This window comes from Paenibacillus psychroresistens, assembly GCF_009728935.1.
In the GTDB taxonomy this organism is placed as follows: domain Bacteria; phylum Bacillota; class Bacilli; order Paenibacillales; family NBRC-103111; genus Paenibacillus_AC; species Paenibacillus_AC psychroresistens.
Genome location: NZ_CP034235.1, coordinates 3138650 through 3154635 on the forward strand (window position 1 = coordinate 3138650; position 15986 = coordinate 3154635).

General features: G+C 40.2%; 13 protein-coding genes and 1 pseudogene. 12 read left to right on the forward strand and 2 right to left on the reverse strand.

Annotation, left to right across the window (positions count from 1 at the left end; all coding sequences use genetic code 11):
• The first annotated feature begins 13 nt into the window (after positions 1-13).
• The 3 genes from EHS13_RS14205 (at position 14) to EHS13_RS14215 (ending at position 3174) form a co-directional block, all read left to right on the forward strand.
• The gene (locus EHS13_RS14205) at positions 14-892 is read left to right on the forward strand and encodes an ABC transporter ATP-binding protein (protein ID WP_155700969.1); all 879 of its coding nucleotides are present in this window, start codon (positions 14-16) and stop codon (positions 890-892) included.
• A complete protein-coding gene (locus EHS13_RS14210; protein ID WP_155700970.1) occupies positions 885-1721 on the forward strand; it encodes an ABC transporter permease in 837 nt (278 codons plus the stop codon). The genes EHS13_RS14205 and EHS13_RS14210 overlap by 8 nt, the downstream gene beginning before the upstream one ends.
• An 88-nt stretch (positions 1722-1809) precedes the next feature.
• Positions 1810-3174, forward strand: a complete 1365-nt coding sequence (locus EHS13_RS14215; protein ID WP_155700971.1) for an LLM class flavin-dependent oxidoreductase — start codon at positions 1810-1812, stop codon at positions 3172-3174.
• Positions 3175-3430: 256 nt separating this feature from the next.
• Here the strand turns inward: EHS13_RS14215 and EHS13_RS14225 are convergent, their stop codons facing one another.
• Both EHS13_RS14225 and EHS13_RS14230 read right to left on the reverse strand, forming a co-directional pair.
• Positions 3431-4036, reverse strand: coding sequence for a YcnI family copper-binding membrane protein (locus tag EHS13_RS14225; protein WP_155700973.1), 606 nt, complete (start codon positions 4034-4036; stop codon positions 3431-3433).
• 35 nt (positions 4037-4071) lie between these two features.
• On the reverse strand, positions 4072-5385 hold the full coding sequence (locus tag EHS13_RS14230) for a copper resistance CopC/CopD family protein (protein ID WP_155700974.1): 1314 nt from the start codon (positions 5383-5385) through the stop codon (positions 4072-4074).
• A 216-nt stretch (positions 5386-5601) separates the two neighbouring features.
• Here EHS13_RS14230 and fur point away from each other — a divergent pair, with 216 nt between their 5' ends.
• From fur to EHS13_RS14275, 9 genes and pseudogenes are all read left to right on the forward strand, one after another.
• Positions 5602-6078 carry a ferric iron uptake transcriptional regulator gene (fur, locus tag EHS13_RS14235; RefSeq protein ID WP_193571529.1) on the forward strand — a complete coding sequence of 159 codons (477 nt, stop codon included), beginning with the start codon at positions 5602-5604 and terminating at the stop codon, positions 6076-6078.
• 185 nt (positions 6079-6263) lie between these two features.
• On the forward strand, positions 6264-6896 hold the full coding sequence (locus EHS13_RS14240; protein ID WP_155700975.1) for a hypothetical protein: 633 nt from the start codon (positions 6264-6266) through the stop codon (positions 6894-6896).
• Positions 6897-6939: 43 nt separating this feature from the next.
• On the forward strand, positions 6940-7083 hold the full coding sequence (locus tag EHS13_RS14245; RefSeq protein ID WP_162463109.1) for a hypothetical protein: 144 nt from the start codon (positions 6940-6942) through the stop codon (positions 7081-7083).
• Between the two features lie 70 nt (positions 7084-7153).
• Positions 7154-7613 (forward strand): annotated as a pseudogene (locus EHS13_RS14250) (ATP-binding cassette domain-containing protein); the annotation flags it as partial.
• Positions 7614-7857: 244 nt separating this feature from the next.
• Positions 7858-8217: a class Ib ribonucleoside-diphosphate reductase assembly flavoprotein NrdI gene (gene nrdI / locus EHS13_RS14255; RefSeq protein ID WP_155700977.1), complete on the forward strand. Its 360-nt coding sequence runs from the start codon at positions 7858-7860 to the stop codon at positions 8215-8217.
• A complete protein-coding gene (gene nrdE, locus EHS13_RS14260; RefSeq protein ID WP_155700978.1) occupies positions 8204-10288 on the forward strand; it encodes a class 1b ribonucleoside-diphosphate reductase subunit alpha in 2085 nt (694 codons plus the stop codon). The genes nrdI and nrdE overlap by 14 nt, the downstream gene beginning before the upstream one ends.
• A 34-nt stretch (positions 10289-10322) precedes the next feature.
• Positions 10323-11324, forward strand: a complete 1002-nt coding sequence (nrdF, locus tag EHS13_RS14265) for a class 1b ribonucleoside-diphosphate reductase subunit beta (protein WP_155700979.1) — start codon at positions 10323-10325, stop codon at positions 11322-11324.
• A gap of 97 nt (positions 11325-11421) precedes the next feature.
• The gene (locus EHS13_RS14270) at positions 11422-13137 is read left to right on the forward strand and encodes an ABC transporter ATP-binding protein (protein ID WP_155700980.1); all 1716 of its coding nucleotides are present in this window, start codon (positions 11422-11424) and stop codon (positions 13135-13137) included.
• Between the two features lie 1013 nt (positions 13138-14150).
• Entirely contained in the window at positions 14151-15983 is a 1833-nt protein-coding gene (locus EHS13_RS14275) for a cache domain-containing sensor histidine kinase (protein WP_155700981.1), read from the forward strand.
• Positions 15984-15986 lie beyond the last annotated feature (3 nt).

A 15986-nucleotide genomic window follows, 5' to 3' on the forward strand; every position in this document is an offset into this window, starting at 1 on the left:
GAGGAGCATGGACATGACTGCAAAAATTAGCATTCAAAATGTACAAAAATCGTTTCGGATTAAGCGAAATTTGAATCATCTCAAAGAGGATTCACAGCCATTGTCAGCTTTGCAGGACATAAACTTAGATGTAAAGCAAGGCGAGTTTATGGTTATAGTCGGGCCGAGTGGATGCGGAAAATCAACCCTGCTTGATTTATTAGCCGGATTAACCAAACCTAATAGCGGTCAAATTCTATTAGACGGTAAGCCGATAACAGGTCCGAATCTTGATCGAGGGATTGTCTTCCAGCAATATGCGCTATTCCCCTGGAAAACAACATTGAGTAACGTAGAGTTTGGCTTGGAAGCCAAAGGTGTTGGACGTAAGGAACGGAGAAAGATTGCCTTGGAATTTATCCAGCTTGTAGGTCTTTCCGGTTTTGAGAATCGTTATCCACATGAGCTTTCTGGAGGTATGAAACAGAGAGTCGCGATTGCAAGAAGCTTAGCCTATGATCCGGAGGTGCTGTTGATGGATGAACCATTTGCAGCCTTAGATGCTCAGACACGCGAAACCTTACAAAGCGAATTATTGCGGATTTGGGAAGCAACGAAAAAAACGATTATTTTTATCACGCATGGAATTGAAGAAGCTGTCTATCTAGGGCAGCGAGTTGCTGTAATGACCTCTCGACCTGGACGGATCAAACAAGTGATTGATATTCCTTTTCAATCGAGAAGAAGTGATGAAGACCTGAGATCAAATCCGGAATTTGTAAAAATACGCCATGAGGTTTGGGATTTACTTAAAGATGAAGTAACGAAAGCACAAGAGCAAGAAAAGAGTAAGAGCTTAAGTGCCATAAGCGGTGTTAAATCTTCTTCAAAAGGGGTGGCTAACAATGGCTAGTGGGAGTGTTGGGAAAGCATTAATTTTACAAGAAAAAAGTAGTTTTGACCTTGTTGGATGGTCATTAGCGAAGCTTGGAAAAGCTTTTAAAAAATCGATTGTGATTATCGCTTTACTTGCTGTATGGGAAGTGGCGCCTAGAATAGGCATCGTTAATATTACCTTTTTCCCTCCTTTAACTGAAGTTTTGGAGGCTTGGTGGAAGCTGCTGCTGTCGGGAGATTTAGCAGATCATACCTTAGCGAGCTTATCAAGATCGCTTGGTGGGTTTTTCTTAGCCATTGTGATTGCTATTCCTCTTGGTTTAGCAATCGGATGGTGGAAGCCTGTATCCGAGTATCTTAACCCATTGCTGGAAACGATGCGGAATACGGCTGCTTTAGCGATCCTGCCTGTTTTTATTCTTTTGCTGGGTCTTGGTGAAACATCAAAAATTGCTATTGTGCTTTACGCTTGTGCATTTCCGCTCTTGCTTAACACCATTAGCGGTGTGAAGAACGTTGATCCGCTCTTAATTAAATCGGCTCGTTCGATGGGGTTATCTTCCATTAGTTTATTTCGCAAAGTAATCATTCCAGCCGCATTGCCAACGATTTTTGTTGGTATTCGTCAAGCTGGGGCTAGCTCGATTCTTGTTCTGGTCGCTGCAGAAATGGTTGGTGCGAGGGAAGGGCTGGGGTACCTCATTCAATACGCTCAATTTAGCTTTCTTATTCCGGACATGTATGCAGGTATTCTTACAATATCTGTGATTGGTCTAATCATTAATTTTATATTAGTTTCCATTGAGAAACGATTAACTGGCTGGAAGCAGTCAATTAACGAATAAGTAAGCTTAAGCTCAATTTGCTAAGCCTGTCGCTATTTATTAAGCCGCTAACATAAGTTGACTTGTCATAAAAACGGGAGGTAATTTCATGAGCACTAGAGATAGACAAATTAGATTAGGCGCTTTTTTAATGACCCCAGGGCACCATGTTGCCGCATGGCGGTATCCAGATACAGAAGCATCGGAAGTATTGAGCCTCAAATTCTATAAAAAGCTTGCGCTAACTGCGGAACGCGGGAAGTTTGATATGCTGTTTCTTGCTGATGGCTTGGCTGTATCTGAGAATTTTCCAGAAGCGATCGCACAAACGGTTACGGTAAGGCCAGAGCCTCTTACGCTTCTATCGGCACTCTCGGCTGTGACTGAGCATGTGGGGCTGGCTGCCACGGTTTCCACAACTTATAACGAACCCTTTCATGTCGCTAGAAAATTTGCATCATTGGATTATTTAAGCGAGGGACGCGCTGCTTGGAACGTAGTTACATCTGCCAATTCGGCAGAAGCGCTTAATTTCAACAAAGATGAGCATCTGCTTCATTCCTTGCGTTACGAGCGGGCTGAGGAATTCCTCAATGTCGTAACCGGATTATGGGATAGCTGGGAGGATGATGCGTTTGTATTCGATAAGGCAGGCGCAACCTTTGGTGATCGGAGCAAATTGCATACACTCAACCATAAAGGAAAATGGTTTTCAGTTCGTGGTCCGCTGAATGTAGCTCGACCCATCCAAGGCCATCCGGTTGTTATTCAGGCGGGTTCATCTGAGCCGGGAAAAGAACTGGCGGCCCGAACAGCCGATGTAATATTCACAGCTTGGCAAACTATAGAAGAAGCTCAGCTTTTTTATTCCAATGTAAAAGGAAGATTGGCTAAATATGGACGTTCACCGGACGATCTGAAAATTATGCCAGGCATTTTTCCAATCATCGGGAGAACTGAAGCGGAAGCATATGAGAAAAAAGCGCTGCTGGAAGAATTGATTCCACAAGAAGCAGGGATTAGCTTGCTTTCCAATCTAATTAGCTTTGACCTTTCGCCTTATCCTGTTGATGGCCGATTACCGAATTTACCAGAATTGGAGCAGATCAACGGAGGGAAAAGCAGATTTACATTACTGAAGGATTTGGCTGAAAGAGAGGGCCTCACGATTCGCAAGCTATACCAACGAATTGCCGGAGCTCGCGGACATCGGGAGATCTTAGGGACACCTGTCCAAATTGCGGATCAGCTGGAGGAATGGTTTACACAAGGAGCAGCGGATGGCTTCAATATTATGCCGCCTTATTTACCTGGAGGACTTGAGGATTTCGTTGATTTAGTAGTGCCAGAGCTGCAACGTCGCGGATTGTTTCGTACGGAATATACAGGGAAGACATTGAGAGAGAATCTAGGCTTAAAGCGTCCTGCTCACCCGCATTCGCTTAAACAAACGGTTTCACTTTCAGCCAAATAAGATCGGAATCCAATTGGTTATTTAACCCAATGTTTCAACAGGCTCATCTATGTGTATAGTTAAGTATTGCAAAATACAAACATAGGGAGTGAAATAATCATGAACTTATTACTAATCATAATTATTGTTATATTGTTGTTTGGCGGCGGCGGCTTCTTTTATAGTAGAAGAAGATAAATGTAGTTTTATAGATTAAGCAAAGAGCCAATCCTTAGCTAATAAGGATTGGCTCTTTGCTTTAGATAAATATAATAAATTAGTTTACTCTTTTACGAAAAGCTAAGATAACTGCTAACAAACCTAATATTAGAGCAACAACAGATATGTAAAGAGAGACATCAGCAGTTTTATCCATATTTGAGTCAGTTGTACTCAACTCCTTCATATCTACGGGAGCTGCCTTTGCTTTAACGGTTGTAATAGAAGCGGGTTTATCGTCTGTTGGGGCACCTACCCAATCTACTAGTGTACCATCTTTATAGGTTTGGTGAGCTTTCCAGACAAGTGAGGCAGCTTTATCGCTGATTTTACCCTGCATATTGAATTCACCAAATTCTGTGCTAGAAAGTCCGTCACCAGTAGCTGTCCAAATTACACTAATGATTTTATCAGTGGCATCTTTAGTTAGCTCATATTTCCAACCCATGACTGGTAAGAATCTGGAAACGGTAATTTCATTTGGGATATCAATCTGGACTTTTATTGTAGGCACAGCGAGTTCAGTTGGAACACGTACAGTAAATTTTTCATAGCTGCCTTGTGTAGCTTCTTTTGGATAAACCACTACATGGGCACTAGCAACTCCTGCAAACAATAATAAGGCAAACATCGAAACGGTTAAAGCACTGAATAGTTTTTTCATAATAATCTCTCCCTTTTCTTGTATATAATGAACGCTTATTTAAGCATCATTTCATGGTTGGACTGCGATTCCATTGCCTGTTTCTGCAAAGCTAGATTATCTGGCAGCGGGTTAAGGTAAGTAAAAATACTAACGATTAATAAAATGAGCAGCATCAAGCTAATATCGATCCGTACGAGCTGCTTAATGGAGATGCTTTTTTTTCGCTTCATATAATAGCGCAGCATCCCGCCAACTGCGAAGACTAGCAGCATGAGTCCAATTTTTGTACATAGCAGAATGCCCCATTGGGTTTCGAACAGATATTCGATTTTGGGTAGGATAATTAGGGTGTAAAGTGTGCCTGAGACTGTGAGCAGCAACATACTTAACAAAGCATATTTAGAAAATTGCGGCAGGAATTTAATCGTATAGTCATGAAATTTGCGCCAATGAGCAATAATATAGAGAAGTCCACCTACCCAAATCGCTGCGGCAAACAAATGGACAACATTGAGAGCAGCCATCCCAATATGATTCTCAAAAGACATAGCATGACCATTACCTACCTTGGCAGTAAGCAGTAAAACAACCCATAATCCATCAAATATTCTAGAACGTGATAAGAAAATAAATCCGATTATAGAGAGGCCAAGCGAAGCAAACCAAGAGTAGCCAAGCGTTGTTCCAAGCAGAACAGATTTAACTGTAGTAAAGCTCCATTGATCAGCAATCGCTTGGAGCTGGGTGAATATCATCAACAAAAGGGAAAATAGAAAACCAATTTGTAAGACTAGCGTTATTTTACGATTAAAATTCACTAAATCTTGCGCTATAGGTCGATAGGCAAGTGTCCAAAAAATCCAACCGCACAGCCCCAGTAAACTTGCATAAAATAGAAAACGGCCTAGATAAAGCAAAGTATTGAAATGCTTACTGTTAGAAGATAAGTTGGATTCGCTATTTGCATCCGTTCCGTTTATTCCAGATGAAGCTCTGCTTGCGTTGCCTATTGTAAATGTATAATCAGCTTCAATTGGATGCCCATCTGCGGAAATGACTTTGTAGTCAACTGTATATACGCCATCATTTAATGGAGGTAAGGTAAGATTAAGCTCTCTTTGGGTTAGGCTCATTTGTGTTTTAGCGGAAGTCACTGATTTCCCTTGAGAATCCATAACTTTTATCGAGAACAATTCCTTCTCCAACCGTTCATTAAAGGTAAGTTTTATTACAGGAGGCGAGGAAGCTAAGATACTATTGGGCATAGGAATTTCTGTTAAAACGCTTGAATGAGCAAAAGCTTTTGCGGGTAATAGGAGGACTAAGAAAGCACAGATTAGGATGATTCCTAATGGGCCATAACGCATGTGAATCACCTCACCAAAAGCAGAATTGGAAACCTGTTGTTTGGCTTATATACGAGGTGAAATCAATTAAGGATCACATCTCAGCGATTAGCTTTGCATATTTCAGCTTATTGCGCTATTCTTAGATTATAATGATTCTAATTATAAGGGTTTCAATAAATGACCAGAGAATTTCCGAATTTAGTTTATATATTTATGGGAGGTGTCAAAGTAACCATGACCATACTAGAGCAAATTGACAAAATTAACCGACAATTAACGGCAAAAGGATATAAACTAACTTCTCAGCGCGAGATCACCTTACAGATATTGCTTGAAAATGAGAATGATCATCTAAGTGCAGAAGAAGTATTCATGTTAGTCAGAGCTAAATTTCCGGAGATCGGATTAGCAACGGTTTATCGCACCTTAGAATTGTTAAGTGAGCTTCATATAGTCGAAAAGATGAATTTTGGCGATGGAGTAGCTCGATTTGACCTTAGGGACGATAGCCATGCGCATATGCATCATCATTTAATATGTACAGATTGTGGTTTGGTTAAAGAGATTAAGGACGATTGGTTATCGGAGATTGAAAAACGGATCGAAAATGAGTTTGGCTTTAAGGTTACAGACCATCGGCTAGATTTCACAGGCTCTTTCAATAATTGCACAAGCGGCGATTGCAAGCGTAAATCTAAAGCCGTATCTTAATTATCGCAGGCTAAACTATAAATCATGTTAAAATCATATATTCAAAATTTGCTCTTCAACTTTGGTTGAGGGGCTTTTTTGTGGATTGTAAAAATGATTTGCATTGAGAATGATTATCATTTACAATGAAAAATGAAGCTTTATCCCCCATTTAGATCAGTTAGGAAAGTGAAGGGAGTTTTACGATGTTACATAATACCAAACAGGACACAGGAGAAATACTTGTTTCTCAATATAATTCCATTCTTGTAGGTCCAGATGCTACCGTCTATGCAGCAATTGTTTCAAGAGGGATAGTAAAGGTGGCGGAATCGGGTAAACAGGATTTGCTACTTGAGGGCTGGCCGCCTAATACCACAGTCAATCGACTGCAAATGTACAATAACACACTTTATGCTTGCACATCTCAAGGTTTATTCTTGTATCGCAATCAAGAATGGAAAGCAACGGAGATTCAAATTCCATGTTATCAAATTCGCGAGAATGGGGGATTTGGTTTTGCTGCTACTGCTTCGGGTTTATGGTGTGGATCCGGACACCAGTGGAAATGCTCGGCATTCGCAGGCAAGACTGTTTATGATTTTATTAGCTTACCGCATTTTCTGATCGTTGGCTTATCGGAAGGGATTTTCTTTTATAAGCGTGATACCTTTGACTGGGGAAAATTATATGAAGGTCATTCGATAACGAGTTTAGCTGTTTTCTATAATCAGTTAATTGCAACAACAGATCAGGGAGAATTCATTGTCGGGACTAGCAGAGATCATTTCGAAGCATTGCGTTTTGGAGAGATGTTTTGCCAGCCATTTAATTTCTAAAGGAAATGATGTATTCCTCTGTACAAATAAAGGTTTGTTCCGATTGGGATTCATAGATGGTGAGATTCAACTGATTTCAGTTAAAAATGATTGTTTAGTTGCAGATATTGATATTTATCAGGATAAGCTCTATATGGCTACTTATTTTTCGGGTATCCAGACTTTAGAGATCGGAGTTGTTTCCTGAACAATTCATCGATATACATTTATTGCTCATCGTCATCGTAAAATGATGATAGCCTTCCGCCGAATGAATTGCTAATGAAACTCATGAAAAAGCGTTATTCGTACAAAGCAATGAACAGTATCGGCAAACCAAGTTTATTTCCTATAAAATTCAAGCACAAAATTGCTCGAATAGTTATTTATTAATGAGGTTAATTATGTTGTTCGTGCTTGTTTGTGTTTGGCTATGAGAATGAAGCTAAGATATTGACGAAGGTTGACCTGTAGATCCATACTGGAGAAACTATAGCCTTTGTAGGTCCGTCTGGAGCAGGCAAAACGACCTTGTGCTGTTTATTACCGCGCTTTTACCAAATAGACTCGGGTACAATTACCATTGACGACATTGATATTAGTCAAATTAAGCTGGCTTCATTGCAGGGGCAGATCGAAATAGTGCAGCAGGATGTTTTCTTATTCTCCGGTTCCATTCGTGAGAATATTGTTTATGACAAGCTGAAAGCGACAAATGCTGAGATTTGGGAAGCAGCGATTGGCTGATAACCCTCCTAATAATTAAGATAATTAACCTTTTTTTCTGGTCGTCCCTAGTTGACAGGGACGGCTTTTTTTGCTGTGCAATTCTTCTTTTAGTTATTAATTTTCTGTAAAGAAATTTACCTTGAGACCCATTGACAATCACCATATATTGATATAAATTTGAGTCTATCGACTATATATAGACGTAATGGCCAGCATGATTTGTCGAAGAAGATTCTGATAGGAGTTGGGCGGTTTGTTGGTAGCTTATGATTCACGAACAGGCAATGTTAGTAGGTTTGTTGATAAATTAGCAATGCGTACTGTGAAGATTGATGAGGTTATCGCTATAGCGGAACCGTTCGTTTTAATTACATACACAACTGGATTTGGTCAAATACCAGATAAAGTTTTAGCTTTCCTACATAAGAATTACAACCAGTTAAAAGGTGTGTCGGCTAGCGGCAATCGCAACTGGGGAGATGGATTCGCTAAAAGCGCAGATCGAATTGCGCAAATGTTCAATGTGCCTATAATAAGCAAATTTGAATTGTCTGGGACATCATCAGATGTGGAATATTTTCGGAGAGAGGTGAGCGCGGTTGCGGTATATTGAATTAAATAATGAATTGATGCAAAGACATGAGAACGGATTTTTCAAGCTAGAGAAGGATCGCGAAGCAGTAGTGGTTTTCATGGAGGACGTCTATAGCAAAAGCAAAGCTTTCACGGATACGAAGCAAAAGGTAAACTTTATGATCGATAATGATTTTTACGAAAATCTTTATGATAAATATACATTAGCAGAGATTGAAGACGTCTATGCAACTGCCAACAGCTATGATTTTCAATTCCAATCGTACATGGCAGCATCGAAATTTTATACAGATTATGCCTTGAAGAGTAATGATCAGTCGACCTATCTTGAGCATTATGCAGATCGTGTTTCGATTACAGCACTGCATCTAGCACGTGGAGAGGTTGAGGTTGCTAAGACACTGACACGATCCATGATGGAGCAACGTGTACAGCCAGCCACACCTACTTTTCTTAATGCAGGCAAGAGCCGTCGCGGTGAGATGGTTTCCTGTTATTTACTAGAAGTGGATGATTCGCTCAACTCTATTAATTACGGATTAGGTACTTGTATGCAGCTTTCCAAGATAGGTGGCGGTGTTGCCGTCAATTTGTCCAAGCTTCGTGGCCGTGGCGAATCTATTAAGGGTGTAGAAGGCGCTGCAAAGGGTGTTATGCCGATCTTGAAGCTGATGGAGGATGCTTTCTCCTACGCGGATCAAATGGGCCAACGCAAAGGCTCTGGAGCGGCTTATTATAATATTTTCGGCTGGGATGTACTTGAGTTTCTAGATTGTAAGAAAATCAATGCAGATGAGAAGAATCGGATTAAAACGTTATCTATAGGACTAATCGTACCTAATCGTTTCTACAAGCTTGCTGAAGAGAATCAGCCTTTGTACATTTTTGCACCTCATACTGTATATTCCGCTTACGGCAAGCATTTGGATGATTTAGATTTAGATGAAATGTATGAAGAACTACTAGCCAACACCCTAGTGAAGAAAAAAATCATCATGAGTGCACGTGATATGCTAACCAAAATCGCAACGATTCAGCTAGAATCAGGCTATCCATATATCATGAATAAATCGAATGCGAATAAAGATCATGCGCTTAAAGATATTGGTACAGTCAAAATGTCCAATCTATGCACAGAGATTTTTCAACTACAGGAAGTTTCGGAGATCGGTGATTATGGTCAGCCCGATTTAATCCGTCGAGATATAAGCTGCAACCTGGCTTCACTGAACATTACCAATGTAATGGAGCATAAGAAGATCAAGGAATCCGTACATGAAGGAATGATTGCTCTAACAGCAGTCAGCGATATGACACGTGTTGCTAACGCACCTGGAGTTGTTAAAGCCAATTCCGAACTGCATTCAGTTGGGCTTGGTGCGATGAATCTTCATGGTTATTTAGCTAAAAACTTAATTGCCTATGAAAGTGATGAGGCTAAAGAATTTGCAAGAGCCTTCTTCATGATGCTGAACTATCATTCCCTTGAGAAGAGCATGGAAATTGCTAGAGAGCGAGATATCCGTTTTAAGGATTTTGAGCTGTCTGAGTATGCCAAGGGGACTTATTTCACTAAATATGAGCTAAACGATTATAGCCCAACAACGGATAAGGTTAAGGCACTTTTCGAAGGGATTCAGATTCCTACGCTTGCGGATTGGAGTAATCTCAAGCAGCTAGTCATGAAGCATGGCTTGTACCATGCATATCGACTTGCCATTGCACCTACACAGAGTATCTCCTATATTCAGAATGCAACCTCGAGTGTAATGCCGATTGTAGAGCAGATTGAAACAAGAACTTATGCGAATTCAACTACCTTTTATCCAATGCCTTATATGTCGATCAACAATTATTTTTACTACAAATCCGCTTATCAAATCAATCAGTTCAAGGTTATCGATCTTATTGCCGAGATTAGCACACATATTGATCAAGGAATCTCAACCGTTCTTCATGTAAATAGTGATGTGACGACTCGTGACTTATCTCGTTTCTATGTTTATGCTGCCAAAATGGGCTTGAAGTCGCTTTATTACACGCGTACGAACCATCTTACTGTAGAAGAATGCATCAGCTGTGCCGTTTAATAGGAGAATTTAAGCCAAGGAAGGAATAAACACAATGAATGTTAAATGGGAAGAAGCTCCTGCTAAAACAGCAGTAACCTTTAAAGCTGTAAACTGGAACAGGCCAGATGACGATTATACCAGCACGTTCTGGAATCAGAATATTATGCAATTCTGGACCGATGAAGAAATTCCACTTTCGGATGACAAAATGTCTTGGATAAAATTAAGTGAAGCGGAACGCGAACTATACATGAAAGTGTTAGGTGGCCTGACACTATTAGATACGATTCAGGGCGGCATTGGTATGCCAAAGCTGCTTGAGCATGTAGACGGCTTACAGCGGAAAGCTGTGCTTGGTTTTATGGGAATGATGGAGCAAATTCATGCTAAATCATACAGCAGTATTTTTACAACGCTTGCAACAACAGAGGAAATTGATAAGCTATTCAAGTGGGTAGAAACGAATCCCTCTTTGCAGCTAAAAGCACAATTGGTATCGGACTGTTATCAGAACATTAATTCTGCACGAAGCTTATTCATGGCGATGGCGGCTTCAGTTCTTTTAGAAAGCTACTTGTTCTATAGTGGATTCTTCTACCCGTTATACCTTGCGGGGCAGGGCAAAATGACTAGCAGCGGTGAAGTAATCGATTTGATTCTGCGGGATGAGAGTATACATGGACTTTATGTTGGAGTACTGGCTCAAGAGGTTTTCCGTGATTTAGATGCTGTTGAACAAAAGGAAGTTACTGCAGAGCTTTACGCATTATTGAATCGTTTGCACACAAATGAAGAATCCTATACCGATGAATTGTACAGCGGACTTGGTTTACAGGAAGACGTTAAGCGATTTGTGCGGTATAATGCTAATAAAGCATTGATGAATTTGGCATTAGATCCAGCTTTTCCAGAGGAAGAAGTTAATCCTATCGTGTTTAATGGCATCAGTACCCGTACTAAGCAGCATGATTTTTTCTCTAAAAAGGGGAATGGTTACGTACGAGCTATTCATGTGGAGCCAATTACAGACGAAGATTTCAACTTTAATTTCTAAGGGATTAACAGTAAAAGCCATTCCATATAAATCGTTCAATGCAAATTGAATGGTTTATTTTTTTCCAATTTAGTAGTGAAAGTGAGTGATATTAGAGATGTTAAGTCGGTTTTTTTCCTATTATAGGCCTTATAAAGGGCTGTTTTTTCTTGATTTTGGTTGCGCGGTTGTTGCAGGATTGCTTGAATTAGCTTTTCCGCTTGCTGTAAGTAAATTTATTAATGATCTGCTGCCCGGAGAGAATTGGCCGATTATCGTTGCAGCATGTGCGGGGCTTTTGGCTATCTATGCGCTTAACACAACCTTGAATTTTATTGTTACTTATTGGGGACATATGCTAGGAATTAATATCGAAACGGATATGCGTCGTAAAATGTTTAGTCAAATTCAGAAGCTAAGCTTTCGTTTTTTTGATAATCACAAAACAGGCCATCTCATTGGACGGATTACCAACGATTTGAACGATATTGGCGAGATTGCCCATCATGGACCCGAGGATGCTTTTATTGCAGTCATGACTTTAGTGGGAGCCTTCTCTCTGATGGCTTATATTAATTTAGAGCTTGCCTTATTGACGTTTATCTTAATTCCGGTGATGGCATGGCTGATCATTGTTTTCGGTGGAAGGATGACTAAAACCTATCAGCAATTGTTTGGTAATGTAGGTAACTTTAATGCGCGGATTGAGGATAATGTAGGTGGGATTCGCGTTGTACAATCATTTGCTAACGAGAAGCATGAGAAAAAAATGTTTGCGATCGATAACCAGAATTTTCGTGAAACCAAGCTGCTAGCGTATAAAACAATGGCAAAAAGTATGTCGATCAGTTATATGATGATGCGGCTCATTACCGTAATTGTGATGATTTGTGGAGCTTGGTTTTTCATTCGCGGCAAAATTAATATGGGAGATTTCTTAGCCTTTTTGTTGCTTTCGACCGTATTCGTTCGCCCAATTGAGAAGATCAGTTCAGTCATTGAAACCTATCCCAAGGGGATTGCCGGATTCAAACGTTATGTTGAAATTCTTGATACGGAGCCAGATATTGCCGATGTACCCAATGCTGTAAAGCTGAATAAGGTTGTGGGAGAGATCAACTTTAACAATGTGTCATTTGGCTATGAGAAAAGCAGTAAGATTCTAAGTAATATTGATTTAACCGTGCATGCTGGCGAAACGGTAGCTTTTGTTGGACCATCAGGAGCCGGAAAAACAACCATATGCAGCTTATTGCCTAGATTCTATGATGTGAATGAAGGCAGCATTACCGTAGACGGCATGGATATTAGGAATATACAGCTTGAATCTTTGCGTAAGCATATTGGAATTGTTCAGCAGGATGTATTCTTGTTCTCGGGTACGATTCGAGAGAATATCGCTTACGGAGATTTAAGTGCTTCAGAAGCAGAGATTTGGAAAGCGGCAGAACGAGCTTCGCTGGAAGATTTTATTCTCAAGCTGCCAGAAGGATTGGATACCATCATTGGCGAGCGTGGAGTTAAGCTATCAGGCGGGCAGAAGCAGCGTTTATCTATTGCTAGAATGTTTCTGAAGAATCCACCGATCCTGATTTTGGATGAAGCCACTTCTGCCTTGGACACAGAAACCGAAGTAGCGATTCAGAAATCACTATTCGAGCTCTCTGTGGGAAGAACAACCTTGGTGATTGCACATCGCTTAACGACGATTAAGAACGCAGATCGCATCATTGTAGTCAATGAGAATGGAATCGCTGAGCAAGGGAAACATGATGATTTAATTGCCGCTGGCGGGATTTATAGCAAGCTGCACAGCGCTCAATTCAATAAGTAATGATTAATAGCAAACCAATCAGTCGGACTAAGCATCCGCTGATTGGTTTTTTTGTGTTTAAGTAGGTAGGTTTTTACCGAGCCAAACTGCAGAAATGGAAGATTTAAAGCGTCAATACCGCTTTAAATCAAGCCATGCAGCAGAAAAGTAGGATTTAAAGCGTCGGGGCCGCTTTAAAACAAGCCAAGCAGCGGAAAAGTAGGATTTAAAGCGTCGGGGCCGCTTTAAAACAAGCCAAGCAGCGGAAAAGTAGGATTTAAAGCGTCGGGGCCGCTTTAAATCAAGCTATGCAGCAGAAAAGGATGATTTAAAGCGTCGGGGCCGCTTTAAATCAAGCTATGCAGCAGAAAAGTAGGATTTAAAGCGTCGGGGCCGCTTTAAAACAAGCCAAGCAGCGGAAAAGTAGGATTTAAAGCGTCGGGGCCGCTTTAAAACAAGCCAAGCAGCGGAAAAGTAGGATTTAAAGCGTCGGGGCCGCTTTAAATCAAGCTATGCAGCAGAAAAGGATGATTTAAAGCGTCGGGGCCGCTTTAAATCAAGCTATGCAGCAGAAAAGGATGATTTAAAGCGTCGGTGCCGCTTTAAATCAAGCCATGCAGCAGTAAAGGAGGATTTAAAGCGTCGAGACCGCTTTAAATCAAGCTATGCAGCAGAAAAGGATGATTTAAAGCGTCGGGGCCGCTTTAAATCAAGCTATGCAGCAGAAAAGTAGGATTTAAAGCGTCGGGGCCGCTTTAAAACAAGCCAAACTGCAGAAAAGTAGGATTTAAAGCGTCGGGGCCGCTTTAAATCAAGTATTCTTCTCAAACTACGCATTCGTGTTTATAAATCATCACACCAGCCCGCTGCTATAGAAGGATTATCTTAAGGTTAAGCAGAATTTATATAAATATTTTTACTTTTGGCTATCAATAATTCAACCTTTCTTCAGGAGATGCCTAACAAGAAGCTAATCTCATGTTATGATTGTTATAATCAATTAAAGGTTAAAGAAAGGGGAGATTGATTGTACTATGAAGAGGATTTGGGCATGGATAATGGCTCCCATTCAATACATCAAGCGCTCTTTTTATAGAAAAATGCTGCTTGCTTTCTTTGCCATTATTATCATAACAGTGACTTCACTAGGAGCAAATTTTTACTTTGAAACCTCGGATAGTATTAAACAAAATGCAATCTCAACTATGGAACGGACTACGGAGCAGGCTGTTCAAACCTTGCAACTGCAAATGGGCAATATTAAGAATGATGCCTGGAGTTTTTTTGGCGATGAAGAACTACAGAGACTAGTTAAGAATTTTCCGGAAAATTCAGATAAATTAAGCTATTTCGATTACAAATTTTCGATAATGCAAAATAACAATTCACTTATAGAAATTTTATTGGTCAACGATAAAGAAGGCAATGAACGCATCCAAAAAATCACTAATAAAAAGTATTACGAAGACAGGAACCTTTTTGCAAGTGAAAAGATAAAGTTAAGCCAAATTGCGTTAAAGAACAATGGAAAAGAAGCTTGGGTATTAACGGATATATATGATGCACAGAAAAAACAAACCATTCAATCCATCGCTTATACACAAGCCTTGAAGGATGTATATGCAGAACAGCAGCCGATCGTAGGCAATATGATAGTCATCCTATCCTTTGATAAGCTGCAAAGTTGGTTGAGTGCATTAAGGATACAAGATCACGGAGAGTTTTTTTTAGTCAATAAACAAGATAGTAGAATCATCCTTAGCACAGAGGCTTCGAATATCGGAGAGCCATTGTTTGAGGAAACAAATTTAATAGAATGGAATAAATACCATGAAGATCCTTATACATTCGTCAAGGATCAAAACCAGAAATCCTTGGTTGTTTATCGAAGCTTGCTCAATACCGATTGGATTCTAGTTGGGAAGGTTCCAGTTAATGTTTTATTAGAGCAAGTCAATGCTGTAGCCCAAAAAACGATCCTCATTGGGTTTGTGTGTTTATTAGCAGCTATGCTCTTGGCGAGTCTATTATCATCACGAGTATTGGTTCCAATTAGACGTTTACGAAAAGGGATGCGGCAAATTGAGCAAGGCAATTATAAAATTGCTGTGCCTGTAGAAACGAATGACGAAATTGGTTTTTTTGTTGCAGGGTTTAATAAAATGACTAGGGAAATTGATCGACTTATTGTAAAGGTTTATGAAACAGAGCTGAAGAAAAAAGATGCGGAAATCAAAGCGCTGCAATCACAAATCAATCCGCACTTTCTCTATAATACTTTGGGAACGATTGAAAGCTTAGCAGCTATCCAAGGGGATAACAAAAGCATTCGCGATATCTGTCATTCTCTTGCGCAGATGATGCGTTATAACGTAAATGGCGGAAGTTTTTCTACATTAGGTGAGGAGATTCAACAAATAAAGCAATATCTGATGATTCAGCAAATTCGTTATGAATCTCGTTTAACATACGATATTTGGCTGGAGCCAGAGCTTGAGTCCATGAGGATCCCAAAGCTGTTATTTCAGCCAATTGTGGAGAACAGCATTATCCATGGTATAGAGGGGCTGCGCAGAGGTGGCCAAATCTGGATTAAAGTTGTATCGCTAAATGAGCATGATGTAGTCATTAGTGTTAAGGATGATGGAATCGGGATGAATGACGAGCAGCTTAGCGTTTTACAAACAAATCTCAATGAGGTCTCAATGACTGATTTCTCTATAGACCGTCAGCGCAGCTCAATTGGTGTAGTTAATGCACATTCACGCTTAAAATTGATATATGGAGAAGCTTATGGTTTAACGATTGAGAGTCAGCTAGGCAGTGGAACTGAGGTATCCATACGGTTGATGAAAACAGTTGTTTAAGGA